The organism is Pseudomonas medicaginis, assembly GCF_965119365.1.
Lineage (GTDB): Bacteria > Pseudomonadota > Gammaproteobacteria > Pseudomonadales > Pseudomonadaceae > Aquipseudomonas.
The window spans coordinates 4,109,004-4,135,497 of sequence record NZ_OZ221631.1 but is presented as its reverse complement, the minus strand read 5'-3'; the positions used below and the strand labels follow the sequence as shown (position 1 = coordinate 4,135,497).

The following is a 26,494-nucleotide window of genomic DNA, read 5'->3' as shown; positions in this document are numbered from 1 at the left end:
TTGCGTCGCTCGTTGTAGGCAAGCCCTACAGCTTGCGCACCTCACCACCCTCCTCCTTTAAACGCTCCAGGTACGCAGTGGCATCCAGCAATTGATAAGGAAAATAGAGCCCTGGCGAGCTCGGTGGCTGGCCGTCCAAGCCGAGCAGGCGTTCAAGGGTCATTGCGACGCTGAGGCCGGTCAAGGGTGCCGCGCCTGCCGGGTGGATAACCGCATGACGGGTCTGCAGCGGCTCGCCCTGGAGGTCCTCGCCAACGAGTTCGATGATGATCTCGGTAGACATCGGCCTGCCCTGGCGCCGGGTCGAACTCACGGCGGTGGCCAGGTTGAACTGGACGTTCGACGCCCCGGTCGCCGCTGCCAGGCCAACCACATCAATGGACGAGAAACCGACGGCCTCGATCTCCGTACCATCCACCGCGTGGAATCTTGCCTTGGAACCCTCTCCTTCGCGCCAGACGAACACACCATCGCGCCGTGTCAGTGCGGCGGGGAGCATTTTGTTCAAATGTTCAAAGTCGGTGGCAACGGTCGGGCCGCCGGTGTCCTGCTCATCGACCAGGGCATTGATCCGGATGTCGTGGATCTGACGGAACGCCCGGGCAATGCTCAGGGTTGATACGGTCGTGGCGCCTGCCATCCATTCGTAGCCGAGGACAATCGACGAGGCGTCAGGCCTGTGCATGTACGTCGCGATTTCCGGCGCGATCTCGAAAACGCCGGAAGAAATACTCAGGTGCGGCACGCCGCGCTTTTGCGCAAAACGCAATCCGGCAATGGCATGGTCCATATAAAAGACCACGACTGCGCTGACCCGGCGATCGCCGAGGCCCAGGTCGTCTGCGGCGGAGTCAATCACGACGCTCTGCGCCCCGCCTATTTGCTCCGCGGCTCGCTGAGCCTTGGCAAGGTCGCGACCACCGATCAGCAGCGGCACGTCGGGGTGAGCGGCGCGCAATGCCCGGGCGGTGTGATGGCCAATGGCGCCAGAACCGCCCATCAGCAAGATAGGATCAAGTGACATGGTGTTTTCTCCTTGTCTCTGGTTTAAACCTACTTTCAGTAGGTAAGCTAACACAACACCGCGCACCAAAACCTACCATTGGTAGGTTTTTATCAATCAGGAACGAAAACGTGCAGAAAGACATTGAGCACAGCCCTGGCAACTCCCCTTCCCGACGGCTTGCGAAAGCCGAACGGCGGCGACAGTTGCTGGATACCGCGTTATTGATCGTGCGCGAGGAAGACGCGGATCGCTTGACCTTGGGGCGGCTGGCCGTCCGCGCTGGCGTGTCCAAACCGGTTGTCTACGATCATTTCGGCACTCGCTCGGGCCTGTTGATCGAGCTCTACAAGTGGATCGATACCGAGCGGGTCAGCGCTTTCCGTGACGCGATGTCCAACACTGCGCGGAACCTGGAGGAGACGGCCCTGGTCCTGGCCAGCGCCTACATTCATTGCGCGGCCGATCACACCGACGAATTCCATGCCGTGGGCGCCGCCCTGGCCGGCAGTGAAGAAAAAGCGGCGGTGTTCCAGGAGCTTCTGGATAACTGTGTGCAGATGTTCATCACCGTGCTCAAGCCTCACACGACGTGGCCTGCGGCCGAACTCGAACGATGCTGCATTGGCCTGGTGGGCGCGGGAGAAGCCTTGTCCGGTGCGTTGGTACGAGGGCGGTATGGCGAAGACGAAGTCATTGAGACATTCGCGTCACTGATCCGCAGCGCCGTAAAGCCGACGGCAGTGCCGCCTCAGGCACTGCCATAACGGCCTCGTGATGCTTATGTGTCCGACTATAGGCTGAGTGCCCTGGCCCAGTCGCGCAACAAATACTTCTGGATCTTGCCGGTCGAGGTTTTCGGCAACTCGCGGAACACCACGGTCCTGTGCACCTTGAACCCCGCCAGATGCTCACGACAGAACAGATCGTGTTATCGACAACCATCATTCAACGCGAGAGCGAACTGTTGCTATCCGATAGGCCCGGACTGTCACTGACGCCCTCCTCGGCATTCGCTTACTGTCGTGGCTCACCCCACGGAGTGATCCCCATGCCGGATATCGCCAATCTCTACCTGTTCGTGGTTGCTGTTGTGCTTCTGCTGATCGTCCCAGGGCCCAACATGGCCTTTGTCACCAGCCATGCGTTGGCTCACGGCTGGCGTGCCGGCATTGCCGCCGCCCTCGGCATTTCCTTTTCGGACGTGCTGATGACGATGATGGTCAGCGCGGGCATTGGCGCGCTGGTGATGAGCTGGGCCCCGGCGTTCGACGTGCTGCGCCTGGCCGGAGCCGGTTATCTGCTGTGGCTGGCCTGGCAAGCGCTGAGAACGCCGGCCGCGACTCAGGACAGCCAATTGCAGGCAGCTTCGCTGTGGAAAATCTTCTGCCGAGGCGCCCTCAACAGCCTCTTGAATCCCAAGGCGCTGCTGTTCTTCATGGTGTTCCTGCCCCAGTTCGTCAACGTCAAGGCTGGAGGCATCGGTGTGCAGTTGATCTTCCTGGGCGCGTTGCTGGCGCTGATTGCACTTGTCTTTCATACGCTGCTGGGTGTTTGCGCCGCTCAGCTCAGGGCGAAGCTGGCAAGCGGCGGGATTTCAAGGCGCCTGGGCACGTATGGTTTTGCCGGGGTCATGGCAGCGCTGGCCGCACGCCTGTTGTTTCTTGACCGCCCGCTTTGACCACTGGCTTCCCTGCAACAGCGATTGTCCTATGCTTAGCCAATCCATTGCGGAGCTGGATCAATGTCGTCCTCGGAAACCACCCTCCTTCAAAGCTGGCACCACAATGCCCAATCCTGGATCGAAGCCATCCGCACCGGGGCCATCGAAAGCCGGCTGACGGTCACGGACCAGGCCATGCTACTGGCGGTGCAGAGCCGCCAGCCCGAACGCGTGCTCGATCTGGGCTGCGGCGAAGGCTGGCTGTTGCGGGCGCTGGCTGAACGGGGCATCGAAGCGGTCGGTGTGGATGGCGACGCGACGCTGGTCGATGCGGCGCGGGCGGCAGGTTCCTCGCCGGTGCATCTGGCAAGCTATGACGCGCTGGTGGAGGCAAAGGTGCACGTCGGCAGTGGCTACGACCTGATCTGCGCCAACTTCGCCCTGTTGCACCAGGACATCATCCCATTGCTCGCTGCGATGAATGCCCTGCTCAGCCCAGGTGGCGCACTGGTGGTTCAGACGCTGCATCCATGGACCGTGGCAGCGGGCAATTATCAGGACGGTTGGCGAGAAGAAACCTTCGATGGGTTCAAAGGCCAATGGCAACCTATGCCGTGGTACTTCCGCACCTTGTCCAGTTGGCTCAATGCCCTGGACATGGCCGGTTTCCGATTGGTGGTCCTGCAGGAACCTCAGCATCCACAAAGCCCGGTGCCGCAGTCGTTACTGCTGGTGGCCGAGCAATCCCCGTCATGGCGTTAGCGACTCGACGGTAAAACACCCCGAGCGATACACCCTGCGCGCCTGCAGTCCGCGCTTTTGCAGGGTTTTCCTGACGGTTCTGAGAAACATGCCGTGAGAGACAACGATCGTGGTCTTCCCCGGTTCGCCGCAGTTGTTGTAAAGCTCATCGGCGACACCAAGCGCCCGCTGGTGTTCGGCTTTCCGGCTGGCGGCCCCTAGTGAAATCCCCAGCAGCCACAGGATCCTGTGCAAGGCGAACCAATGCCTCACGCCCATTTTCAAGACAGGAATGCTGCTTAACCGCAGGTCGTATTCACGTAGTCGAGCATCCTGTTGGATACGTGTGGCTTCGAATAGCCGGCATGCCGTCGCGTAGGCCCTGTTGACGGGTGAGGAAATGATGTTGGCTTCGGTCGCCAAAAGCACTTGGGACAAGTCCGGTTGGCTCAGGAATGCGGCAATTTCACCCTCATCGATGGACGAGGTCTGATTGTATTCATCCAGCAGCAGCTTGGCTGAATGCGCATTGCAGGGGTTGTAATCGATCAACGGCGTGGCATGGCGTATCAGGTAAATCACAGCGACAGCTCCCTTGTGTTGTCTTGAAAATCCCTTTCGAAGCGCACCTGTATACAGGCAACGACGCCATTGATCGAGTGCAATGCCATTTTTATTCAAGGAGTGATGACCCTGTGGCGAGGGAGCCCGTTCTCTTGCCACAGGATCGGCTTTACCGGCGATCTCTTTACCAAAGCGCCAGCGTGTAGCTGAGGATCAACCGGTTCTCATCCAGGTCGTTGCCAAAATTCGAGCGCACCGTTGCGTTGCGCCATTTCAAGCCCAGGCCCTTCAAGGTTCCATCCTGTACCACATAGGCGATATCCGTGTTGCGCTCCCATTCCTTGCCTTCGCCCGGTGCGCTGCGCTGGACGTTGTCGCCGGTGATGTAGCGAGTCATGAAGGTCAACCCGGGTACGCCAATAGCCGCGAAGTTGTAGTCATAGCGCGCTTGCCAGGAACGCTCGTCGATGTTGGCGAAGTCGCCGATCTGCACAAAGTTGACCAGGTAGGGATCGCTGCGTCCGATGTACGGGAACGGATCATCGCCGCTCATGCGCTGGTAGCCCAGGCCCAACGCATGGCCCGCCAGGCTGTAGGTGAACATGGCGCCGAAAGCCTGGTTGTCGAGTTCGCGAAAGCTGCCGTCTTCGGTGCTGCGCGAATAGCGCACGTCACTCTTGAACGACTGGCCTGCGCCCAGGTCCAGGGTGTGGACGAAGCCGAGGTAGTTCTGCTGGTAGATATCTTCCAACAGGCTATAGCGGTATTGCGCCGTGAGGTTCGGCAGGAACTGATAGTCCGCTCCGGCGAACTGGAACTTGTCGCTGCTACCGCCGATGCGGTTGGCGGTCATGTCCTGGTAGTCGGTGGAGTCGACAAAATTGATCTGCGTGAGTTGCCCGGCGGTCAGCTTCAAACGATCGATTTCCTGCACGCTCAGCAAGCCGCCCTTGAAGGTGCCCGGCAACAGCCGCGTGTCGTTGGAACTCACCGCAGGGTCCTTGATCTGCAACGTTCCCAGCTTCAAGGTGCTGTTGGACACACGGACTTTGGCGGTCAGGCCCAGTTCGCCATAGCGATCTTGCGAACCGCCAGACCGATCCGCTGGCAGCAGGTTGGTGCCCGCCGTGCCGCCCCCGGAGTCCAGTTTGAAACCGGCCATGCCCAAGGCATCGAGGCCGAAACCCACGGTCCCGGCGGTGTATCCCGACTCCATCCGCAGCAGAAAGCCCTGCGCCCATTCTTCAGCCTTGTCCCGTGCCCCCTCTTGGCGGAAGTCGCGGTTGAAGTAGAAGTTGCGGGCCTCCAGGCTGCCTTTGCTGTCGGCGATGAAGTCGGCCTGGGCGTTCGGCACGCCGATCAGGCTCAGGCCCAGCAACGTACCGGCGGGGGTATAAAACCAGGTGGATGTGAAATGCCCCATGTCATGCTCCTTTTTTATGGACGCGAGCGAACGCTCTCGGGGGCGTTGCGATCGCGTCCGATGGTTGTTGTTTTAAGGGTTGTAGCGGCGTCCGCGCTGTGCGCGGACGTCACGGGTGGTCAGGACTCGAGCTGCCTGCCGCGGGTTTCCGGCAGGCTCAACGCCGCCAGGATAACCACGCCATAGGCGCCGGCCGCGAACACGCCGATCCCGGTGCCGATGGGCAAGGTGTTGCTCAATGCGCCGATGAACAATGGGAACAGCGCGGCGATGGAACGCCCGGCGTTGTAGCAGAAGCCCTGCCCCGACCCGCGCATGCGGGTGGGAAACAGCTCGGTCAGGAATGCGCCCATGCCGGCGAAGATGCCCGAGGCGAAGAAGCCCAGTGGAAAGCCCAGCCAGAGCATCCAGGTGTTATCGATGGGCAGTTGGGTGTAGGCCAGGACGATGGCCATGGACCCGACGGCGAACAGGATGAAGTTCTTCTTGCGACCGATGGCATCGGTCAGCAATGCACTGGTCACATAGCCGATGTAGGAACCGACGATGACCATCGCCAGGTAACCGCCCGTACCGAGCACACTCAGACCGCGCTCGGTTTTCAGGTACGTCGGCAACCACGTGGTGATGGCGTAGTAGCCGCCCAGCGCACCGGTGGTCAACAGCGAGGCGCGCAATGTCGTGCTGAGCATCCGTGGGGCAAATATCTCGAAGAAGGCCCAGCGAGAGCCCAGTTCCGGTTTCGCCTGGCGCTCCCGCACCGCATGTTCGAAGGTGTCCGACTCCTTGACCAGCCGACGGATCACCAGCACAAACAGCGCCGGCACCAGGCCAATCATGAACAACGCCCGCCAGGCGTCTTCCGGCGGCAGGAAGCTGAACAGCCCGGCATACAACAGCGCCGTCAGCCCCCAGCCCAGCGCCCATCCGGCCTGCACCATGCCCACCGCCTTGCCACGGTCCTTGGAGCGGATCACCTCGCCGATCAATACCGCCCCTGCGGTCCATTCACCGCCGAAGCCAAAGCCCATCAAGGTCCGGGCCACCAGTAATTGTTCGTAGTTCTGCGCCAGCCCACACAGGAAGGTGAAGAATGCGAACCACAGGACCGTCAATTGCAGGGTCCGTACCCGGCCGATTCGGTCGGAGAGGATCCCGGCGATCCAACCGCCGGCCGCCGAGGCCAGCAGTGTGCAGGTGCCGATCAAGCCGGCGTCGCCCTTGGAAATCCCCCAGGTCGCGATCAGGGTCGGGATGACGAAACTCAGCATCTGCGTATCCATGCCGTCCAGGGCATAGCCGATCTTGCAGCTCCAGAATGTACGTTTTTCATTTTTCGACAGGGGGCCGTACCAACTGAACGGGCCCGAGCGCCCTGTCCCGGTGGTTACGCAGTCAGTCATGGTCTTTTCCATGGAAGGTTCCTGCGGCAGCAAGCGAAGATGACGGACACGCCTCGTTATTTTTTTGTGAAGGCGTTGTCGTTGGGGATGCGGACGCAGTGGCTGCGTCGTGGAGCGGATTCTTGGTGGCGGATCGGCACAGCGTCAAACGGGAAAAACAACAGATGGGACATAAGAAAATTTGATGCCCCACGGCCCGTTCTGGAGTAACAATTGCAAAACAATTGCAACATAAGACCCCCCCGCACCCCGAGAGCCCTCATGAACCTCAAGTTCCTCGAAACCTTCGTCTGGGTCGCCCGGCTACAGAGTTTCAGCCTCACCGCCGAGAAGATGTTCAGCACCCAGGCGGCGATCTCCAGCCGAATCGCTTCGCTGGAAGAGGAGTTGGGCCTGCGCCTGTTCGTACGGGATTCGCGCGGGGTTTCGCTGACACCCGAAGGCCTCAAGGTGCTCGACTACGCCGAACAGATGCTCGAAGTGCAGCGGGCGTTGAAGCAGTCACTGGACACCAGCAGTCCGCAGCAAGGCCTGGTGCGCATCGGCGTGATGGATACGGTGATCCACACCTGGCTCAGCCCGTTGATGTCGATGCTGATGCAAGCCTTCCCCGCCGTGGAAATCGAAATCACCGCCGACGCCGCCCGCAACCTCTGTGAGCAATTGCAGAAAGGCTACCTGGACATCGTGTTCCAGACCGATCTGGTCCGCCACGAAAGCGTGCGCAATCTGGAATTGGGTCACTACCCCATGCACTGGATCGCCGCCAGCCAGTCGATCTATGCCCGCCCCTACGCGTCACTGGTGGAGATGGCCGGCGAGCGCATCATCACCTTCGTCAAGCATTCGCGGCCGCATCAGGATGTACTCAACCTGTTGTACGCCCATGGCGTGAGTGCGCCACGGGTCAGTTGCGTCAACTCGGTGTCGGCCATGACCCGATTGATTCGCGACGGATTCGGCATCGGCGCCCTGCCCGCCGCGCTGGTGGCCAAGCCCCTGGCCAGCGGCGAATTGATCCAGCTCGAACCCGGCACCGCCCTGCCCCAACTCGACGTCGTCGCCTCGTGGCGCGCGGGTGTCGGCCTGGAACTGGTGGAGAACATCGTCCAGATGAGTCGCCAGGTGGTCAGCCAATACGCCGTAGATGTCGGGCCGCAACGAATGGTGGCGGCTCCCGGGCTGAACAGCCAACCGCCTCTTGAATAACTTTTAGTTGTCACGGGGTAGCAATATTCCTTGTTGGACGTCATCGCCACGGTGTTCTCAAAGTAGCGAACGAACGCTTGGAGAGCCCCGTAATGATGTCCTTCGAACAACTGCAGCAATGCACGCCCCTGGCCCTGCGCCAAAACATCGCCGCCGGTCAGTACCAGGGCCATACCAGCGGCCTGGGCCAGGGCCGCGTGCAAGCCAATATCGTGATCCTGCCCGGGGACTGGGCCAATGAATTCCTGCGCTACTGCACCCTCAATCGCCAGGCCTGCCCGGTGCTTGACGTGACCGAGCCAGGCGATCCGTTCTTCCGCAGCCTGGGCGCCGCCATCGATATCCGCCACGAGGTGCCTCAATACCGGGTCTACCGCCACGGCGAGTTGAGCGAAGCGCCGCTGGACATCGAACACCTGTGGCAGGACGACCTGGTGGCCTTCGCCCTCGGTTGCTCGTTCTCGTTCGAACAACCCCTGCTGGAGGCCGGCATCCGTTTGCGGCACATTGAGTTGGGGCGCAATGTCGCGATGTTCCAGACCAACATCGACACACACCCCACCGCCCGCCTGTCTGGCAAAATGGTGGTGAGCATGCGGCCGATGAAAGCCGCCGCGGCGATCCAGGCGATCCAGATCACCGGGCGCATGCCCAACGTTCACGGCGCCCCGGTACACATCGGCGATCCGTCGCTGATCGGCATTCAATCCCTGGACTCGCCGGATTACGGCGATGCCGTGCCGGTGGAAGCGGACGAGATACCAGTATTCTGGGCCTGCGGCGTAACACCTCAATCGGTGGTCCAGGCCTCACGTCCACCGTTGTGCATCACCCACGCCCCGGGCTGCATGCTGGTGACGGACTTATGGAACAGTGATTTGTAAACCTCGGACGAGGCCGTTTTTCAACTTGAAGGGACACACGATGAACACCGCTGAGCAATCGATTCAACAGTACATCAGCGCCAAGGACGGCAACCGCCCTCACCTGCTGGATCAGGCTTTTACGCAGACTGCTACTCTGCACATGGTGGTGCGCACCGGTTCCATCACGTTTCCCGACCACGTCGAAGGCCGTACCGCCATTGGCGACGTGTTGGTCAGTCGCTTTGGCCAGACCTTCGAAAACGTCTACACGTTCTGCCTGGCCGCCCCGCCACCGGCAGACGCCGAGGCGTTCCAGTGCAAATGGCTGGTGGCAATGTCCGACAAAAGCAGTGGCGAGGCACGCGTCGGTTGTGGCCTGTATGACTGGCAGTTCGATCCGGCGTCGAGCCTGGCCGAGCGACTGACCATCACCATCGAACACATGAAGACCCTGCCGGCGACCGATCTGCCGATGATCATGGCCTGGGCATCGCGGTTGGAGTACCCATGGTGCCAGCCTGAAGCGGTTATCGATAACGTCCCGGATTCAGGCGCGCTACAGGATGTTATCCGTTACCTGGACGATCATTGATCAGGCCGCCCGTGCGCTTTCAGGAGCCTTGCATGACTGTTTCAAGGAATTGCCCCAAGTGAACATCAAGTTTCTCGAAACCTTCGTCTGGGTCGCCCGCCTGAAAAGCTTTCGCCTCACCGCGGAAAAGCTGTTCACCACCCAGGCGTCCATCTCCAGCCGGATCGCCGCCCTGGAGGACGAAATGGGCGTGCGCCTGTTCGTGCGCGATTCCAAAGGTGTGTCGCTGACCTCCGAAGGCCAGCGCGTGCTGGAATACGCCGAGCGCATCATGGACACCATGCAAAGCATGAAAGCCGTGATCAAGGATCCGCGCCAGGTGCGCGGCCGGATCCGCATCGGTGCGATGGATACGGTGATCCACACCTGGCTCAGCCCCTTGGTGACGCGTCTGATGGAATGTTACCCGGCCCTGGAAATCGAACTGTCGGCCGACACCGCGAGCAACCTGTGCTCGCAACTGGAAAAAGGCTACCAGGACATCATTTTCCAGACCGACATCCTGCGCCTGGACAGCGTACGCAACGCGCTGCTGACCCGTTACCCGATGCACTGGGTGGTGCGCACCGGTTCCACCTATGACCGGTCCTATGCGTCGCTGGAGGACTTGTCCCAGGAACGCATCGTGACCTTCTCGCGCAACTCACGGCCCCACCAGGACATTCTCAACCTGCTGCATTCGGCCAACATCGTCTCGCCACGCATCAACTGCGTGAACTCGGCCTCGGCCATTACCCGCCTGGTTCGCGATGGCTTTGGCATTGGCGCGATGCCCGCGGCGCTGGTGGTCGGCGAACTGGCCCAAGGCACATTGACGTTGGTGGACGGCGTGCCGCTGCCCTCGGTCATGGACATTGTCGCCAGTTGGCGAACCGGCGCCGGAATGGAGCGGGTGGAGGACATCGTCAGCCTGACCCGGGAAGTGGTCGGCGAGTTCGTCGCGCAACTGCCCGCCGCTTACCGATTGGCGGCGCAGGACTTCAGCGGGCTGTAAGTGAACTGCAATATCCCCGACTTATTCTGAGCCAAGCGCACTGCGGCAAATGCTGCTTGCGCAAGCCACCCGCTCGGAATGATCCAGGGAATCCGCCATGAAGATCAGTGTATTCGGAAGTGGTTACGTCGGTTTGGTGCAAGCCGCCGTGTTGGCCGAGGTAGGCCACGATGTAGTGTGCGTGGACATCGACGAGCGCAAGGTCGACAGCCTGCGTCAAGGCCAGGTGAGCATTTACGAGCCTGGCCTGGCCGCTCTGGTGCGTGAAGGCCTGGAGGCTGGCCGTTTGCATTTCACCTGCGACGAACAGCTCGCCGTGCAGCACGGCCAGGTGCTGTTTATCGCCGTGGGCACGCCTTCCCGGGATGACGGCAGTGCCGATCTGAGCCAGGTCCTGGCCGTCGGCGAGGCCGTCGCCCGCTACCGCGAGCAACCGCTCATTGTGGTGGAGAAGTCCACCGTGCCGGTGGGCACCGGCGACGTTCTGCGGGCGCACATCGACAAGTGCCTGCTCAAGGCCAGTCGCCTGCTGCAGTTCGATATTGTTTCCAACCCCGAATTCCTCAAGGAAGGCTCGGCGGTCGCCGATTGCCGTCGTCCGGATCGCATCGTGATCGGCTGCGAGCGCGATGAAGTGCGCGAAACCATGCGCGACCTGTACGCCCCGTTCAACCGCAACCACGACCGTGTCCTGTTCATGGACCTGCGCAGCGCCGAGCTGACCAAATACGCCGCCAACGGCATGCTGGCGACCAAGATCAGCTTTATCAACCAGATCGCCGAACTGGCCGAACACCTGGGGGCTGACATCGAGTCCGTGCGCTTGGGCATCGGCGCCGACTCGCGCATCGGCTATCACTTCATCTACCCTGGATGCGGCTACGGCGGTTCGTGCTTTCCCAAGGACATGCGTGCCCTGATCCACACGGCCGAGCAGGCTCATTGCTCCAGCGACCTGCTGCAAGCGGTGGAAGCCATCAATGGGCGGCAGAAACACAAACTGTTCGAGCGGATCAACGCGTTCTACCAGGGCGACCTGCGCGGCAAGACCTTCGCCCTCTGGGGCCTGGCCTTCAAGCCCAACACCGACGACATGCGCGATGCACCGAGCCGCACCCTGCTGGAATCGCTTTGGGCAGCGGGTGCCAGTGTCCGTGCATTTGACCCGGAGGCGATGCAGCAGACGCAGCTGCTCTATCCCGACGAGACCCGACTGATGCTGATGGGCACGCCGGAATCGGTGTTGCCGGGGGCCGATGCGCTGGTTATCTGCACCGAATGGCAGCCCTTCAAGGCACCGGACTTCGAACTGATCCGGCAACGGCTCAAGGCCCCGGTGATTTTCGACGGCCGTAACCTGTTCGACCCCGAGCGCATGGCCGACAAGGGCTTCACCTATTTCCCGATGGGGCGCGGCCAGTCGCGCAACCTGCCTATCGCCCAGCAAACGTGGTTCCCGGCTTCGAGAAGCGCCTGACCTGTGGGCGTTACCTCAAAATTAATGCACTCAACCAGCATTAATATGAATTTGTAAGCAAGGGTTGTGAACGGCACACTGTGCACCGTTCCTCCCCCAACTGTTGGAACACTTAAAGGGCTTTCTGGGACTCTCCCGTAAGCCCCTTTTTTTGTTGGTTTTTTGGATTTCCGTTTAATGCTTTCTCGCTGGTTCCCCGCCGCTATCAATACCCGTCCCACCGAGTGGAGCCGCGCCGCCATCGGCATGGCGCTGGGGACAATGTTCAGTGTCTGGCTGTGCGGCCAAGTCTTCGGCCTTGAGGTGGCGCAGCACCTGATTGGCCCCCTCGGTGCCTCGGCCGTGCTGTTGTTTGCCGTGTCATCGGGCGCCCTCGCCCAACCCTGGTCGGTTGTCGGCGGTTACCTGTGTGCGTCGGTCGTGGCGCTGTTGGTGGCCCATGTCTTGGGGCGGACGCTGGGCAGCGCCTGCCTGGCGGCCGGCATGGCGCTGGTGTTGATGTGCTGGCTGCGTTGCCTGCACCCGCCGGCAGGCGCCCTGGCCGCGACGCTGGTGCTGGCAGCTCCCTCCATCATTGCCCTGGACTGGCGGGCGGTCGGCGCGGCCATGCTGGCCGGCTCCGGGTTGCTCGCCTTTGCGCTGGCCTACAACAACCTGACGCGGGTGCGCTATCCCAAGCGCGCCAGCGAACCGGTGGCCGTCGTACCGGCTGACCACCCTCCCGTCGACCGCCAGGCCATCACCGCCGAAGACCTGAAATTGGCCCTGGCGGAAATGGAAGCTTTCTTCGACGTGACCCCGGAAGATCTCGAGCAATTGATCCACGCCAGCGAGCGAAATGCCAAGCGCCGCAGCATCACGGAGGTCCTTTCCAGTCGCGGTTGAGCCTGTGGCTGCTATAAATATGCAGACAGGACCTGCACGTATCCCGGTTGTGCACGGCAAATTTGCACTGGTACGATCCTCAACGGGTACGCGCGACACAATTCATAAAAAACAATAAAAGCAGGGAGTTAGCGATGACAGCTCAGGTTTCATCCCAAGCTGCGGAAACCATCGAAACCGTGGCCCATGAGGTGCTGGTCGACGTTCGCAATCACGTTGGCCACTTGACCCTGAACCGCCCCGCCGGCCTCAATGCCCTTACCCTGGGCATGGTGCGCAGCTTGCAGCAACAACTCGATACCTGGGCTCTGGACCCACAGATCCGCGCCGTGGTACTGCGTGGCGCAGGCGACAAGGCCTTCTGCGCCGGCGGTGATATCCGTTCGTTGTACGACAGCCACCAGCGGGGCGACACCCTGCATGAAGATTTTTTCGTCGAGGAATACGCTCTCGACCTGACGATTCACCACTACCGCAAACCGATCCTCGCCTTGATGGACGGCTTCGTGCTCGGCGGCGGCATGGGCCTGGTGCAAGGTGCCGACCTGCGGATCGTGACCGAGCGCAGCCGCCTGGGCATGCCGGAAGTCGGCATCGGTTACTTCCCGGATGTGGGCGGCAGTTATTTCCTGCCGCGCATTCCCGGGGAGCTGGGCATCTACCTGGGGGTCAGCGGCGTACAGATCCGTGCGGCCGATGCGTTGTATTGCGGGTTGGCCGACTGGTATCTCGACAGCCGCAAACTCAAGCAGCTCGATGAACGCCTCGACGGGCTGCAATGGCACGACACGCCGCTCAAGGACCTGCAAAACCTGCTGGCCAAACTCGGCCAGCAGCAACTTCCAGCGCCCCCCCTGGCCGACTTGCGGCCGGCCATCGATCATTTCTTTGCCCTGCCCGATGTGCCAAGCATGGTCGAGCAACTGCGCCAGGTCACCGTCGCCAACAGTCACGAATGGGCGCTGAAGACCGCCGACGTGCTGGACAGTCGCTCGCCCCTGGCCATGGCCGTGACCCTGGAAATGCTGCGGCGCGGTCGGCATTTGAGCCTGGAAGACTGTTTCGCCCTGGAACTGCACCTGGACCGGCAATGGTTCGAACGCGGTGACCTGATCGAAGGTGTGCGCGCCTTGCTGATCGACAAAGACAAGAACCCGCGCTGGAACCCGCCGAACCTGGAGGCGCTGGACGCTAACCATGTGGCGAGTTTCTTCGACGGCTTCGACGACCACGAGAACTGAGCCATGCATGACCTCGAACTGACCGAAGAACAAGTGATGATCCGCGACATGGCCCGGGACTTCGCCCGTGGTGAAATCGCCCCCCATGCCCAGGCGTGGGAAAAGGCCGGCTGGATTGACGACGGCCTGGTGGCAAAGATGGGGGAACTGGGCCTGCTGGGAATGGTGGTGCCGGAAGAATGGGGCGGCACCTACGTCGATTACGTCGCCTATGCCCTGGCGGTGGAGGAAATCTCCGCGGGCGACGGTGCCACCGGGGCACTGATGAGCATCCACAACTCGGTGGGGTGTGGACCGGTCCTGAATTTCGGCACCGATGAACAGAAACAGACATGGCTGGCCGACCTTGCCAGTGGCCAGGCCATCGGCTGCTTCTGCCTGACCGAACCCCAGGCCGGTTCCGAAGCCCACAACCTGCGCACCCGAGCCGAACTGCGCGATGGCCAGTGGGTCATCAACGGCGCCAAGCAGTTCGTCAGCAACGGCAAACGGGCGAAACTGGCCATCGTGTTTGCCGTGACGGACCCGGAACTGGGCAAGAAAGGTATTTCAGCGTTCCTGGTGCCCACCGATACCCCAGGGTTCATCGTCGATCGCACCGAACACAAAATGGGCATCCGTGCCTCGGACACCTGCGCCGTCACCTTGAGCAACTGCACCGTCCCCGAGGCCAACCTGCTGGGCGCCCGTGGCAAAGGCTTGGCGATCGCCCTATCCAACCTGGAAGGCGGCCGCATCGGCATCGCGGCGCAAGCCTTGGGCATCGCCCGCGCGGCGTTTGAAGCGGCGCTGGCCTACGCGCGTGATCGCGTCCAGTTCGACAAGCCGATCATCGAGCACCAGAGCATCGCCAACCTGCTGGCCGACATGCACACCCGCATCAACGCCACCCGCCTGCTCATCCTCCACGCCGCCCGTCTGCGCAGCGCCGGCCAACCGTGCCTGTCGCAAGCCTCCCAGGCCAAGCTGTTCGCCTCGGAAATGGCCGAAAAAGTCTGCTCCTCGGCCATACAGATTCATGGTGGGTACGGGTATCTCGAGGATTATCCGGTAGAGCGCTACTACCGCGATGCGCGGATTACCCAGATCTATGAAGGCTCGAGCGAGATACAGCGGATGGTGATTGCCCGGGAGTTGAAACACTACCTGGTTTGATGGCTGGAAAGCATCGCGAGCAAGCCCGCTCCCACAGGGTCCAGTGGTGTGAGCGAGGGCTGCGTACACCTGAGATCCAGTGTGGTAGCGGGCTTGCTCGCGAAAGCGGTGGGTCAGCCACTTCTATGCTGGGTGTGCCGGCGTCTTCGCGGGCAAGCCCGCTCCCACAGGGACCAGTGGTGTGAGCAAGGGCTGCGTACACCTGAGATCCGGTGTGGGAGCGGGCTTGCTCGCGAAAGCGGTGGGTCAGTCACGTCTATGCTGGGTGTGCCGGCGTCTTCGCGGGCAAGCCCGCTCCCACAGAGTCCGGTGGTGTGAGCAAGGGCTGCGTACACCTGAGATCCAGTGTGGGAGCGGGCTTGCTCGCGAAAGCGGTGGGTCAGTCACTTCTATGCTGGGTATGCCGGCGTCTTCGCGGGCAAGCCCGCTCCCACAGGGTCCAGTGGTGTATGCAAGGGCTGCGTACACCTGAGATCCAGTGTGGGAGCGAGCTTGCTCGCGAAAGCGGTGGGTCAGTCACTTCTATGCTGGGTATGCCGGCGTCTTCGCGGGCAAGCCCGCTCCCACAGGGACCAGTGGTGTATGCAAGGGCTGCGTACACCTGAGATCCAGTGTGGGAGCGAGCTTGCTCGCGAAAGCGGCCGTCGCAACGCGTCTTACTTGTCCTGGAACTCCGGCGCACGCTTGGCCACGAATGCCGCCATGCCTTCCTTCTGATCCTGCGTCGCAAACGCGGCGTGGAATACCCGGCGCTCGAAGCGCACGCCTTCAGACAGGCTGACTTCAAAGGCGCGGTTGACGCTTTCCTTGACCATCATGCTGATGGGCACCGACTTGGAGGCGATCAACGCTGCGGTTTTCAGTGCATCGTCCAGCAGTTCGTCAGCCGGTACGATCCTGGCGACGATGCCGCAACGCTCGGCCTCCACGGCATCGATGAAGCGCCCGGTCAGGCACATTTCCATGGCCTTGGCCTTGCCCACCGCCCGGGTCAGGCGCTGGGTGCCGCCCATACCTGGCAGCACGCCGAGGTTGACCTCCGGCTGGCCGAACTTGGCGTTGTCGCCGGCCAGGATGAAGTCGCACATCAACGCCAGCTCACAGCCACCGCCCAAGGCAAAACCGTTCACCGCCGCGATGATCGGCTTGCGGCGGTTGGCCACGCGGTCGCTGTCGCTGAACAGGTCGTCCAGGTAGATCTGCGGGTAGGTCAGCTCCGCCATTTCCTTGATGTCGGCACCGGCGGCAAAGGCTTTTTTCGAGCCAGTCAACACGATGCAGCCAATGTTCGGATCCGCCTCCAGGCTATCCAGCGCCTGGTTCAGTTCGCTGACAATCTGCGCATTCAAGGCGTTCAAGGCTTGGGGACGGTTGAGGGTGATCAGGCCGACGCGGTCCTTGATCTCCAATAAAATCGTTTCGTAGCTCATGCAGGACTCCTGTTCAAAGATTGCGCGAAATGACCATGCGCTGTATGTCGCTGGTGCCTTCGTAGATCTGGCAGACCCGTACGTCGCGGTAGATGCGCTCCAACGGGAAGTCGTTGAGGTAACCGTAACCGCCCAGGGTTTGCAACGCCATTGAGCAAACCTTTTCGGCCATTTCCGAGGCGAACAGCTTGGCCATGGACGCCTCCACCAACGCCGGCTGGCCGCCGTCCCGCAGCGCGGCGGCGTAATGGACCATTTGCCGGGCCACGGCGATCTGGGTCGCCATGTCGGCCAGGCGAAACGCCACGGCCTGATGCTCGATGATCGGCTTGCCGAAGCTGGAGCGTTCCCGCGCATAATCCCGGGCCGCTTCGAACGCCGCCCGCGCCATGCCCACGGCCTGCGCCGCGATGCCCACCCGGCCGCCTTCCAGGTTCGCCAGGGCGATCTTGTAGCCCTCGCCCTCCTCGCCCAAGCGATTGCCCACCGGCACCTTTAAATCTTCAAAGAGGATCTGGCAGGTGTCGGACGCGTGCTGGCCGAGTTTGTCCTCAACCCGCGCCACGCTGTAGCCCGGTGAATCGGTCGGCACGATGAACGCGCTGATACCCCGCTTGCCGGCGCTCGGATCGGTCACCGCGAACACAATCACCACCCCGGCGTTCTGTCCGGAGGTGATGAACTGCTTGCAACCGTTGAGCACGTAATGATCGCCCTCCAACCGTGCCCGCGTCTTGAGGCTGCTGGCGTCCGAACCGGCTTGAGGTTCGGTCAGGGCAAAAGCCCCCAGCATCGCGCCGCTGGCCAGGGGCGTGAGGAATTTCGCCTTCTGCTCATCGTTGCCGAACTTGAGGATCGGCACGCAACCCACCGAGTTATGCACGCTCATGATGGTCGAGCATGCGCCGTCGCCGGCGGCGATTTCCTCCAGGGTCATGGCATAGGTCAGGTAACCGGTGTCACAACCACCCCACTGCTCCGGCACCAGCATGCCGAAAAAGCCCAATTCGGCCATTTCGGCGATGGCTTCCCCGGGGAAACGGTGCTCGCGGTCCCATTCGGCGGCGAATGGTTTCAGGCGCTCCTGGGCGAACTGTCGGGCCATGTCGCGGATTTGGGTCTGTTCTTCAGTCGGGAGCATGGTTGTTCCTTAATACAGGCATTCGACGGCCATGGCCGTGGCTTCGCCGCCGCCGATGCAGATCGCCGCGACGCCGCGCTTCAAGCCTTTCTGGCGCAGGGCCGAGAGCAGGGTCACGATGATCCGCGCGCCAGACGCGCCAATCGGGTGACCCAGCGCGCAGGCGCCGCCGTGGACGTTGACCTTGTCATGGGCGACTTCCAGCTTGTCCATGGTCACCAGCCCCACTACGGCAAAGGCTTCGTTGACTTCGAACAGATCGACGTCATCCAGCGACCAACCGGTCTTTTGCATCAGTTTCTTCACGGCGCCAATCGGCGCCGTGGGAAACAGGCTCGGGGTATCGGCAAACGCGGCATGACCGTGGATCACCGCCAAGGGCTTGAGGCCACGCTCGGCCGCCTGGCTCTGGCGCATCAGCACCAGGGCGGCGGCGCCATCGGAAATGGAACTGGCATTGGCCGCCGTCACCGTGCCGCCCTCGCGGAACGCCGGTTTGAGCGAGGCGATCTTGTCGATCCGCGCTTTGGGTGGCTGCTCGTCGTGGCGAATGGTCACCTGTTCCTTGCCGACCAGGACCTGCAACGGCACGATCTCGGCGTCGAAACTGCCGTCCTTGATCGCCTCCTGGGCGCGGGTGGTGGACGCAATGGCGAAGGCATCCTGTGCCTCGCGACTCAAACCGTTGGCCTCGGCGCAATCCTCGGCGAAAGTGCCCATCAGCCGACCTTTGTCGTAGGCGTCTTCCAACCCGTCGAGGAACATGTGGTCAAGCACCCTGCCATGGCCCATGCGATAACCGCCGCGGGCGCGATCCAACAGGTACGGCGCGTTGGACATGCTTTCCATGCCGCCGGCCACCACCACATCGGCGCTGCCGGCAACGAGCATGTCGTGGGCCAGGATCGTCGCTTCCATGCCCGAACCACACATCTTGTTGAGCGTGGTGCAGCGGGTCGACTTGTCGAGCCCGGCGCCCAGCGCAGCCTGACGCGCCGGTGCCTGGCCCTGGCCGGCGGCGAGCACGCAACCGAACAACACCTCTTCAACCGCATCGGCTGGGATGCCGGCGCGCTCCACGGCGGCCTTGATGGCGGCGGCCCCCAGCTGCGGCGCGGTAAGGCTTTTGAGTTCGCCCTGGAAACCGCCCATGGGGGTGCGGACGGCGCTGACGATGACAATAGGATCGTTGGACATCATGAATCCTCCTGACTTATTTGGCTGCCATGCGCAAGGCGCCGTCGAGACGGATCACCTCGCCGTTGAGCATGCTGTTTTCAATGATATGCCGGGCCAGCGCCGCGTACTCGGAAGGTTTCCCAAGGCGCGGCGGAAACGGTACGCCGGCGGCCAGGGAGTCGCGCACTTGCGGGGTCATGCCGGCCATCATCGGGGTCTCGAAAATCCCCGGAGCAATGGTCATGACCCGAATGCCGAAGCGCGCCAGCTCACGGGCGGCCGGCAATGTCAGGCTGGCGATGGCGCCTTTGGAGGCGGCATAGGCCGCCTGGCCGATCTGGCCGTCGAAGGCCGCCACCGACGCTGTATTGATGATCACCCCGCGCTCACCGTCAGCGTTGGCCTCGGTTTCGGCAATGGCCGCCGCCGCCAGGCGCAGCAGGTTGAAGCTGCCGATCAGGTTGACGTTGATCACTTGGCTGAAACTGGCCAGCCCATGGGGGCCCTCCTTGCCGAGGATCTTCTCGCCCCGCACGATACCGGCGCAATTCACCAAGCCATTGAGCCCCCCGAACGCATCGACGGCGGCCTTGACCGCCGCTTCAGCCGCGGCTTCGTTGCTGATATCCGCCACCACGCTCCGGCAACCCAGCTTTTGCGCCTGGGCGGCCACGGCGTCGGCGTTGAGGTCCACCAGCATCACCTTGGCGCCGGCTTCGACCAGCATTTCAGCAGTGGCCGCGCCAAGGCCCGAAGCACCGCCGCTGACGAGGAAAATCTTGTTGTCGATCTGCATCATGGTTTCCTTGGGTTCAAGCTGAAACGTTCTGCGCCGCGGCTTCTTGGGCCTTGGCGATCTCTTGGTTGCGCAAGATAAAGCGCTGCAATTTGCCGCTTGGGGTTTTCGGCAAGTCGCTGACAAATTCGATTTCACGGGGATAGGCATGGGCCGCCAGGCGCTGGCGCACGTGCAGGCGCAATTCCTCGGCCAGCTCCGGTGCGGCACGGTATTGGGTGTTGAGCACCACGAAGGCCTTCACCAACTCGGTGCGTTCCGGGTCGGGCTTGCCAATCACCGCCGCCTCCACCACGGCCGGGTGTTCGATCAGCGCGCTTTCCACGTCGAACGGCCCCACCCGGTAGCCGGAGGTGGTGATCACGTCGTCGCTGCGGCCGACGAAGCTGATGCTGCCGTCCGGGTTCAGCTCCACGGTGTCGCCGCTCAGGTAGTAATCACCTACGAAAGCCTTGGTCGGCCCGCCTTCGTAACCGGCGAACCAGCACATGGGGGACTGGCTGCGGTCCACCGCGAGAATGCCGGGCTGGCCCACGCCCAGTTCGCGCTGGTTTTCATCCAACACCACGATCCGATGGCCCGGCGAGGCGAAACCGGCCGCCCCCAGGTGGACCGGGTGTTCCAGCCCGTGGTGGTTGCACAGGACCATGCCCAGCTCGGTCTGGCCGTAATGGTCGTGGATCACCACGTTCAGGTTGTCGGCGAACCAACGGATCACCTCCGGGTTCAGCGGTTCGCCGGCGCTGCTGACGATGCGTAGCTTGCCCTTGATCGAGCGGGCAAACTGCTCGCCCCCGGCGATCAACAGGCGATAGGCCGTGGGCGAACCGGTCAGGTTGGTGATCCCGTATTTGTTGATGATCCGGCAGGTGCTTTCCAGGGTGAACGGACCATCGTAGAAGGTGATCGGATGCCCCATGGCCAGCGGCCCGCTCACGCCAAAATAGATACCGTAGGCCCAACCCGGGTCGGCGACGTTCCAGAAGGCGTCTTCAGGACGCAGGTCAACCGCGTCACGGGTGTAGCTCTGGAAGGCCACGATGGCCTTGAGCGGTACTGACAGTGCCTTGGCCGGTCCCGTGGTGCCCGATGTGAACATCAGCAGGAACGGGTCTTCGCCGGTGAGCATCAGCGGTTCGCATTGGTTGGAATGATTCGCCACTTCGGCCCAGAAACTGTAGTCGCCACGCACGATGCCCTGGCCCTTTTCGCCGCCGACCGTGACGATGGTGGGACAACCGGCAACGTCTTGGAGCTTGGGACGGTTGACGGCGTCGGTCACGACGACCCGCGCCCCCGAACTGCCGAGCCGGTGCTCGATGGCCTTGGGCCCGAACGCGGTGAACAGCGGTTGATACACCGCCCCGATGCGCCAGGTGGCGAGTACCACGATCAGGAGTTCAGCGGTGCGCGGCAACAGGCCGGCCACCTTGTCACCCTGGCCAACGCCTTGGGCACGCAGGAAATTGGCGAACCGCGCCGCGTTGTCCTGCAGGTCACGGTAAGTCCAGATGGCCTCGCTGCCGTCACGCCCCTCCCAGAACAGGGCGATACGCCCCGGCAATGCATGCCGGTCGCAACACTCGACGCATGCATTGAGCGCCTCGAGCGAGCCGTGCAGGGCGGCGTTGGCGGTGTGCAGGTAATCGAACTGCGACGTGGCGGACGAATAATCGCGCATGACCAGAATCCCTCTGTACTTTTTATTGGTTGGGGGAACCGTGAAGAGCAGACAAATACTCGCGCCGAAGGGCGATGGCGGCAATGGTCAAAGCCCTCAAGTTGCTTGACTGGTTTGGCCATGGTTCAGGGGTGTGGTGTTCTTCAGATACGCATCGCGAGCAAGCCCGCTCCCACAGGGGATTTGTAGTGGACTTCGATTTTGTGCCCCCCCAAGCCCCCCTGTGGGAGCGGGCTTGCTCGCGAAGACGGTGCTTCAGCCGCTACAAGGGTTGCTGCCAGGCAAACGAATAGACCTTCTCCGGCGCTGGCGACTGGCAGCGCTGGTTGTCCGCATCAGCCCCCGTCAGGAACCACTCGGCCCTTGAGGTATCGCCGACCCGGCGAGCCTTTTGCGGGTCGTAACAGCGGGCCAGATCCCGGGCGGGAACCAGGGCGAAGGCCCGGGGATGGCTTCGCAGCCAGGTGGCGGATTGTTCCAGGGCGTTGCCGTTATAAAAGCCGAAATGCACGATGGGTTGCTGGGCGAACAGCCAATGGCCCTCACGCCAACCCACGAGCACCAACTCGGCATTTGAAGTCATCCCCGCGACATCGCGCATCAAGGTCTGGTGGGGGTTGATGCCTTCCTTGTGGGGCTCGACGAAACCGCGTACAAGCCAGGCACACAACCACAGCGCAGCCACTACGTTGAAGACCACCCTGCCCCTCGGCCGGTCACCAAACCAGCGGCGCAGCATCCACGGCACAAGCGGCGCCACCACCAGAATCAACGCGGGTAACGCGGGAAAGATATACAGCTTGCGTTTGCCGCTGCTCAGGCTAAAGAACACCAACACCAGCAGCACCCAACCGAGTAGCACCAACACCCGACCGTCGTGCTTGAGCAGTTGTTTACGCCAGGCCGGCACCAGCCAGGGGAGCATGAACACAATCGGCAACCAGTACTTCGGAATCACCTGGACGAAGAAATACCAGAATGGTTCGCGGTGCTCCCATGCGTTGGCATAACGCCCCGCCGTTTGCTTGAACAGGATTTCCTGGGCGTATGCCAGGCTGTCGGCACTGCCCTGGGAGACAATCATCAGCAAAGGCCCCAGCCATAACGCGATGGCGACCAACGCTACGACCAGCCCCAGCCACCAGCGTCCCGCCCGGCCAGGCATGGCCACCACCCCTTTCCAACCTTTGCGCAGCGCATAGGCATAGGGAATCAGCAGTAGCACCGGCAGAAAACCCACGCCTTTGCTGATGATCCCCAACCCCATCGCCGCACACGCCACGTAGTACCAACGCCAGGCCGGGCCGAGCAGCATGTGTCGGCACAAGCCATAGATCCCCAGGATGGTCCAGAGCGCAAGGAAACCATCGATCTGCCCGGTGCGCAGGATGCTGTAGGTCTGGTAGGTCGCGAGAAACAAGAGCGCCGCGATCACCCCTATGCGCCGTCCCCACAAGCGTCGGCCCAGGTCATACAGGCACGCGGTGGTGACGGCGCCTGCCAGCAGCGCGGGCAAGTACAGGGCAACTTTGGGCAGGTGGGTCAGTTGCACGAACAGCGCCACCGTCCACATGAACAGCGGCGGTTTGTCGGCGTAGATTTCACCGGCGCGATGGGGAATGAACCAAGAGCCGTTCTGCAGCATCTCCAGGGCAACGCCAAGGAAGCGCTCTTCATCGACGTTCATCGGTTGGCGCCAGCCAAGGCCAGCGCCCACCATGATCAAGGCCAATACCACAAACGCCAGAAGCTCCAGCCGCGAAGAGGATAATCGTATCCGCACGGTCTCAGCCCTTCTCAGCCAGTTCGCGGTTTTCCTGCTGATGATGTTTGGCGATTAACTGCAAATTGCGCAGGTACACGATAAAGCCGAAGGACTGGCCGACAATGAATACCGGGTCTTCGCGGTAGATGGCATAGGCCAGCAACAGCGCACTGCCGATGATGCTCAGGTACCAGAAACCAACAGGAATCATGCTGCGTTTCTTGTACTCGCTGTACAGCCATTGCAGGGCAAAACGCCCGGTGAATGCCAATTGCCCCCCGAAGCCAACGGCCAGCCACAAGGTTTCTCTGCCCATGTCACACCTCGGTTTCTTGTGCGTTGGTATCCAGGCGGGTGCGCTTTATCAGCCACCACACCCCGAACAGATCGACGATGCCCACCAGCGCCCGGTCCAGGTTGCCGTAGTTGGACACCCCTGCCCCACGCTCGCGGTGATTCACCGGGTGAACCAGCATCCGGCCGCTGTGACGGCGGATCAGCGCCGGAATAAAGCGATGCATGTGATCGAAATACGGCAGGCGCAGAAACGCCTCGCGTTCGATCAACTTGATGCCGCAACCGGTATCGGGTGTCTGGTCCTTGAGTAGGCCGGCGCGCAATTTGTTGGCAAATCGCGAGGCCCAACGCTTGCTCGCCGTGTCCCGGCGGTTGACGCGATGCCCTGCCACCAGCTTGACGCCCGCGGGGGTGCCTTCGGAGCCGCGCACCAGGTCGAGCATTTTCGGCAGATCGGCCGGGTCGTTCTGACCGTCGCCGTCCAGCGTTGCCAACCAATGCCCGCGAGCCACTTCAGCGGCGTGGTAGATCGAGGTGCTCTGCCCGAGGGAACGGGTGTGGGTGAGCACCCGCAATTGCGGGTAGCCGCTACCTTGTAAGGTGCTTAACTCAGCGGCGGTGGCGTCGGTGCTCCCATCGTCCACCACGATGACCTCAAAGTTCTCATCGGCCAACGCCGTGCGCACTTCCTCAAGGAGTGGAATGAGATTACCTGCCTCGTTCTTGGCCGGAATCAGGACCGATACATAAGGGGCTTCTTGCATGATGCTCCAGAAAAATGCTGGCAAATGAGTGGTTAAACGGCGTAATAGTCGCGGTACCAATCGACAAACGACTGCACACCGACGGGCACTGCGACCTGTGGGCGAAATCCCACCCGCTCCTCCAGTTCACGAGTGTCCGCCCACGTGTCGACCACGTCGCCCGATTGCAGTGGCAAGAAATTCTTTATCGCGCGGATGCCCAGCGCTTCTTCAATGCACTCGATAAACTGCAAAAGCTTCACCGGTGAGCCGAAGCCGATGTTGTAGACCTTGTTGCGCACGCCGGTCTCATCGGTCGGCGGCAGCGGTATCAGCCGCACGAGGCCCTCGATAATGTCGTCGATATAGGTGAAATCGCGAGACATCGCGCCGTCGTTGTAAACGTCGATGGCGCGACCGTTGAGGATGGCATCGGTGAATTTGAATGGCGCCATGTCGGGCCGTCCCCAAGGCCCATACACGGTAAAAAACCGCAGGCCGGTGGTGGGAATGCCATAGAGATACGAGTAAGCGTGAGCCATCAGCTCATTGGCGCGCTTGGTCGCGGCATAGAAAGACACGGGCTGATCGACAGGGTCGGTCGTGGCGTACGGCAGGCGGTCGTTCAAGCCATACACCGAACTGCTTGAAGCAAACACCAGGTGCGCCGGCCGATGGGCACGGCAGGCTTCCAATATGTTGAGGAAACCTACCAGGTTGCTTTGCGCATAAACGTCCGGATGGTCGATGGAATAACGCACGCCGGCTTGGGCCGCGAGGTGGACGACTTGGTCGAAGGCATGTTCGGCAAACAACTCCAACAGTGTCTGTTTGTCTGCCACATCCAGCAACTGAAAGCGGAAATCGCGGCATTCGGCCAACTGAGCCAGCCGTGCCTGTTTCAGCTCGACGCTGTAGTAGCTGTTGAGGTTGTCGATGCCTATGACCTGATGGCCATCGCTGCACAGCCGCTTGGCGGTATGAAATCCAATGAACCCTGCGGCGCCGGTGACCAGTACTTTCATACGCGGCCCAAAACGGTCATTTGCATACATTACCCTGACGGATGGCCCGGCTTTTCCGGGGCCTGCACAGGCTTGTATCAGAAATAAATGACGGTTTTATGAGCGTGCCTGTGTGCCAAGCGAAGAACCCTGTGGGAGCGAGCAAGCTCGCTCCCACAGGGGCTTGGGTAGGCACAAGATTGAAGGCCACCCAATAGATGGGTCAATCAGGATCGTTGAGAATCAGGCTGCGATAATGCCCCGGATTGGACCCGGACCATTTGCGAAACGCCTTGTAGAAGGAACTGGCATCGGCAAAGCCCAGGCGCGAGGCGATTTCGACGAAACTGATGGAGGGCTCGGCCAGCCAAGTGATCGCCAGGTCCTTGCGCACGCTGTCCTTGAGCCCTTGGTAGGTCTGGCCCTCGTCCGCCAGGCGTCGGCGCAGGGTTGAAGCGGACACGCACAACTGCTGGGCCAGGGCCTCGGTTTCCGGCCACTGGTCGGCGGGCAGTTGCCGCAGGTCGTGCCGGATACGGCTGGCCAGGCTTTGCGGGTCGCGGTATTTGACCAGGATGTTGGCCGGGGCTTGGGCTAGGAAGCGCTTGAGCTCATCGGCGGTACGCCGGATGGGCAGGTCCAGGCATTCAGCGGCGAAAATCATCCGGGTGCGCGGCCGGTCAAAACGCAGGTTCTGGGAAAACATCACCCGATAGTCGTCGCAGAAATCCGGCGCCGGACAACGCAGTTCGACGGAAAGAATGGGAATGCGCCGCCCGGCCAGCCAGCAGGCCACGCCATGGACAATCATCCAGTAGGTGAAATAGGTAAAGGCGCGGCGCGGTTCCTGATCGTCTTCCAGCAGCACGATCTCCGCCAGGCTTTGCTGGCGCACCCACTGGGCCGGCAGGTGTTCGAGCATCAGTGACAGAAACCCCAGCCCCGCCGTCAAGCCGCTCGCCAGCGTGGGCTGGGCCATGGCGCACTGGCAGAGAAACGCCAGGCTGCCGGACTTGAGCTTGCGCGGGTCCATGCCAAAAAACTCGTCATCCAGGCGCCGGGCGAGCAAACGCCAGAGCCGCGCATAGGCATGGGCCGGGACCCGCGCCTGGGCGTCGTCGAGCAACGCGGGATCGATGCCCACCTTGCTCAATACCTCATCGGTAGCCGCTCCGGGAGCGCAACTTTGCAGCAGCGCCTCACGCACCAACTGAATAGAGATGGTGTCTTTTTTCGACATGG

Annotated in this window: 25 protein-coding genes and 1 pseudogene; 11 read left to right on the top strand and 15 right to left on the bottom strand. The window is 61.9% G+C overall.

Annotated features, from left to right (window positions below; translation table 11 throughout):
- Nucleotides 1-25 precede the first annotated feature (25 nt).
- Nucleotides 26-1,024, bottom strand: a complete 999-nt coding sequence (locus tag ACMTA2_RS18190) for an NAD(P)-dependent oxidoreductase (RefSeq protein WP_413791113.1) — start codon at nt 1,022-1,024, stop codon at nt 26-28.
- Between the two features lie 110 nt (nt 1,025-1,134).
- On the opposite strand from ACMTA2_RS18190, the gene ACMTA2_RS18185 reads away from it, so the two are divergent.
- Entirely contained in the window at nt 1,135-1,770 is a 636-nt protein-coding gene (locus ACMTA2_RS18185; protein ID WP_413791112.1) for a TetR/AcrR family transcriptional regulator, read from the top strand.
- A 26-nt stretch (nt 1,771-1,796) separates the two neighbouring features.
- On the opposite strand, the pseudogene ACMTA2_RS18180 reads toward ACMTA2_RS18185, so the two are convergent.
- A pseudogene (locus tag ACMTA2_RS18180) lies at nt 1,797-1,925 on the bottom strand (hypothetical protein); the annotation flags it as partial.
- Between the two features lie 129 nt (nt 1,926-2,054).
- Between ACMTA2_RS18180 and ACMTA2_RS18175 the strand changes: the two are divergent.
- Nucleotides 2,055-2,684, top strand: coding sequence for a LysE family translocator (locus ACMTA2_RS18175; RefSeq protein ID WP_413791111.1), 630 nt, complete (start codon nt 2,055-2,057; stop codon nt 2,682-2,684).
- A 63-nt stretch (nt 2,685-2,747) separates the two neighbouring features.
- The gene (locus ACMTA2_RS18170; protein ID WP_413791110.1) at nt 2,748-3,428 is read left to right on the top strand and encodes a class I SAM-dependent methyltransferase; all 681 of its coding nucleotides are present in this window, start codon (nt 2,748-2,750) and stop codon (nt 3,426-3,428) included.
- On the opposite strand, the gene ACMTA2_RS18165 is transcribed toward ACMTA2_RS18170, so the two are convergent.
- From ACMTA2_RS18165 to ACMTA2_RS18155, 3 genes are all read right to left on the bottom strand, one after another.
- Nucleotides 3,417-3,989: a phosphoglycerate mutase family protein gene (locus ACMTA2_RS18165; protein ID WP_413791109.1), complete on the bottom strand. Its 573-nt coding sequence runs from the start codon at nt 3,987-3,989 to the stop codon at nt 3,417-3,419. The two genes, ACMTA2_RS18170 and ACMTA2_RS18165, sit on opposite strands and share 12 nt — an antisense overlap.
- 166 nt (nt 3,990-4,155) lie before the next feature.
- Nucleotides 4,156-5,394, bottom strand: a complete 1,239-nt coding sequence (locus tag ACMTA2_RS18160; protein WP_413791108.1) for an OprD family porin — start codon at nt 5,392-5,394, stop codon at nt 4,156-4,158.
- Between the two features lie 119 nt (nt 5,395-5,513).
- On the bottom strand, nt 5,514-6,797 hold the full coding sequence (locus ACMTA2_RS18155; RefSeq protein WP_413791107.1) for an MFS transporter: 1,284 nt from the start codon (nt 6,795-6,797) through the stop codon (nt 5,514-5,516).
- 261 nt (nt 6,798-7,058) lie between these two features.
- Here ACMTA2_RS18155 and ACMTA2_RS18150 point away from each other — a divergent pair, with 261 nt between their 5' ends.
- The 8 genes from ACMTA2_RS18150 to ACMTA2_RS18115 all read left to right on the top strand — a co-directional run bounded on the left by ACMTA2_RS18150 (nt 7,059) and on the right by ACMTA2_RS18115 (nt 15,216).
- Nucleotides 7,059-8,006: a LysR family transcriptional regulator gene (locus ACMTA2_RS18150; protein ID WP_413791106.1), complete on the top strand. Its 948-nt coding sequence runs from the start codon at nt 7,059-7,061 to the stop codon at nt 8,004-8,006.
- A 92-nt stretch (nt 8,007-8,098) separates the two neighbouring features.
- A complete protein-coding gene (locus tag ACMTA2_RS18145) occupies nt 8,099-8,890 on the top strand; it encodes a putative hydro-lyase (protein WP_413791105.1) in 792 nt (263 codons plus the stop codon).
- 40 nt (nt 8,891-8,930) lie between these two features.
- Nucleotides 8,931-9,464: a hypothetical protein gene (locus tag ACMTA2_RS18140; RefSeq protein WP_413791104.1), complete on the top strand. Its 534-nt coding sequence runs from the start codon at nt 8,931-8,933 to the stop codon at nt 9,462-9,464.
- Nucleotides 9,465-9,522: 58 nt separating this feature from the next.
- The gene (locus tag ACMTA2_RS18135) at nt 9,523-10,458 is read left to right on the top strand and encodes a LysR family transcriptional regulator (protein ID WP_413795682.1); all 936 of its coding nucleotides are present in this window, start codon (nt 9,523-9,525) and stop codon (nt 10,456-10,458) included.
- Nucleotides 10,459-10,555: 97 nt separating this feature from the next.
- The gene (locus ACMTA2_RS18130; protein ID WP_413791103.1) at nt 10,556-11,935 is read left to right on the top strand and encodes a UDP-glucose dehydrogenase family protein; all 1,380 of its coding nucleotides are present in this window, start codon (nt 10,556-10,558) and stop codon (nt 11,933-11,935) included.
- Nucleotides 11,936-12,112: 177 nt separating this feature from the next.
- Nucleotides 12,113-12,820, top strand: a complete 708-nt coding sequence (locus ACMTA2_RS18125; RefSeq protein WP_413791102.1) for an HPP family protein — start codon at nt 12,113-12,115, stop codon at nt 12,818-12,820.
- 134 nt (nt 12,821-12,954) lie between these two features.
- On the top strand, nt 12,955-14,061 hold the full coding sequence (locus ACMTA2_RS18120) for an enoyl-CoA hydratase/isomerase family protein (protein ID WP_413791101.1): 1,107 nt from the start codon (nt 12,955-12,957) through the stop codon (nt 14,059-14,061).
- Between the two features lie 3 nt (nt 14,062-14,064).
- Complete coding sequence (locus ACMTA2_RS18115) at nt 14,065-15,216, top strand: acyl-CoA dehydrogenase family protein (RefSeq protein WP_413791100.1); 1,152 nt, start codon at nt 14,065-14,067, stop codon at nt 15,214-15,216.
- Nucleotides 15,217-15,872: 656 nt separating this feature from the next.
- Here the strand turns inward: ACMTA2_RS18115 and ACMTA2_RS18110 are convergent.
- From ACMTA2_RS18110 to ACMTA2_RS18065, 10 genes are all read right to left on the bottom strand, one after another.
- Nucleotides 15,873-16,646, bottom strand: a complete 774-nt coding sequence (locus ACMTA2_RS18110; protein WP_413791099.1) for an enoyl-CoA hydratase — start codon at nt 16,644-16,646, stop codon at nt 15,873-15,875.
- Nucleotides 16,647-16,659: 13 nt separating this feature from the next.
- The gene (locus ACMTA2_RS18105) at nt 16,660-17,787 is read right to left on the bottom strand and encodes an acyl-CoA dehydrogenase (protein WP_413791098.1); all 1,128 of its coding nucleotides are present in this window, start codon (nt 17,785-17,787) and stop codon (nt 16,660-16,662) included.
- 9 nt (nt 17,788-17,796) lie between these two features.
- Nucleotides 17,797-18,987, bottom strand: a complete 1,191-nt coding sequence (locus tag ACMTA2_RS18100) for an acetyl-CoA C-acyltransferase (RefSeq protein ID WP_413791097.1) — start codon at nt 18,985-18,987, stop codon at nt 17,797-17,799.
- A gap of 13 nt (nt 18,988-19,000) precedes the next feature.
- Nucleotides 19,001-19,762 carry an SDR family NAD(P)-dependent oxidoreductase gene (locus tag ACMTA2_RS18095; protein ID WP_413795681.1) on the bottom strand — a complete coding sequence of 254 codons (762 nt, stop codon included), beginning with the start codon at nt 19,760-19,762 and terminating at the stop codon, nt 19,001-19,003.
- Between the two features lie 16 nt (nt 19,763-19,778).
- Nucleotides 19,779-21,443 carry an AMP-binding protein gene (locus ACMTA2_RS18090; RefSeq protein ID WP_413791096.1) on the bottom strand — a complete coding sequence of 555 codons (1,665 nt, stop codon included), beginning with the start codon at nt 21,441-21,443 and terminating at the stop codon, nt 19,779-19,781.
- Between the two features lie 262 nt (nt 21,444-21,705).
- Nucleotides 21,706-23,163, bottom strand: coding sequence for an ArnT family glycosyltransferase (locus tag ACMTA2_RS18085; RefSeq protein ID WP_413795680.1), 1,458 nt, complete (start codon nt 23,161-23,163; stop codon nt 21,706-21,708).
- Nucleotides 23,164-23,230: 67 nt separating this feature from the next.
- Nucleotides 23,231-23,524 (bottom strand): lipid-A-disaccharide synthase N-terminal domain-containing protein, encoded by a 294-nt coding sequence (locus ACMTA2_RS18080; protein WP_109754136.1) that lies wholly within the window; start codon nt 23,522-23,524, stop codon nt 23,231-23,233.
- Nucleotide 23,525: 1 nt separating this feature from the next.
- Nucleotides 23,526-24,269, bottom strand: coding sequence for a glycosyltransferase (locus ACMTA2_RS18075; protein WP_413791095.1), 744 nt, complete (start codon nt 24,267-24,269; stop codon nt 23,526-23,528).
- Between the two features lie 32 nt (nt 24,270-24,301).
- Entirely contained in the window at nt 24,302-25,273 is a 972-nt protein-coding gene (locus tag ACMTA2_RS18070) for an NAD-dependent epimerase (protein ID WP_413791094.1), read from the bottom strand.
- 202 nt (nt 25,274-25,475) lie between these two features.
- Nucleotides 25,476-26,492 carry an AraC family transcriptional regulator gene (locus tag ACMTA2_RS18065; protein WP_413791093.1) on the bottom strand — a complete coding sequence of 339 codons (1,017 nt, stop codon included), beginning with the start codon at nt 26,490-26,492 and terminating at the stop codon, nt 25,476-25,478.
- Nucleotides 26,493-26,494 lie beyond the last annotated feature (2 nt).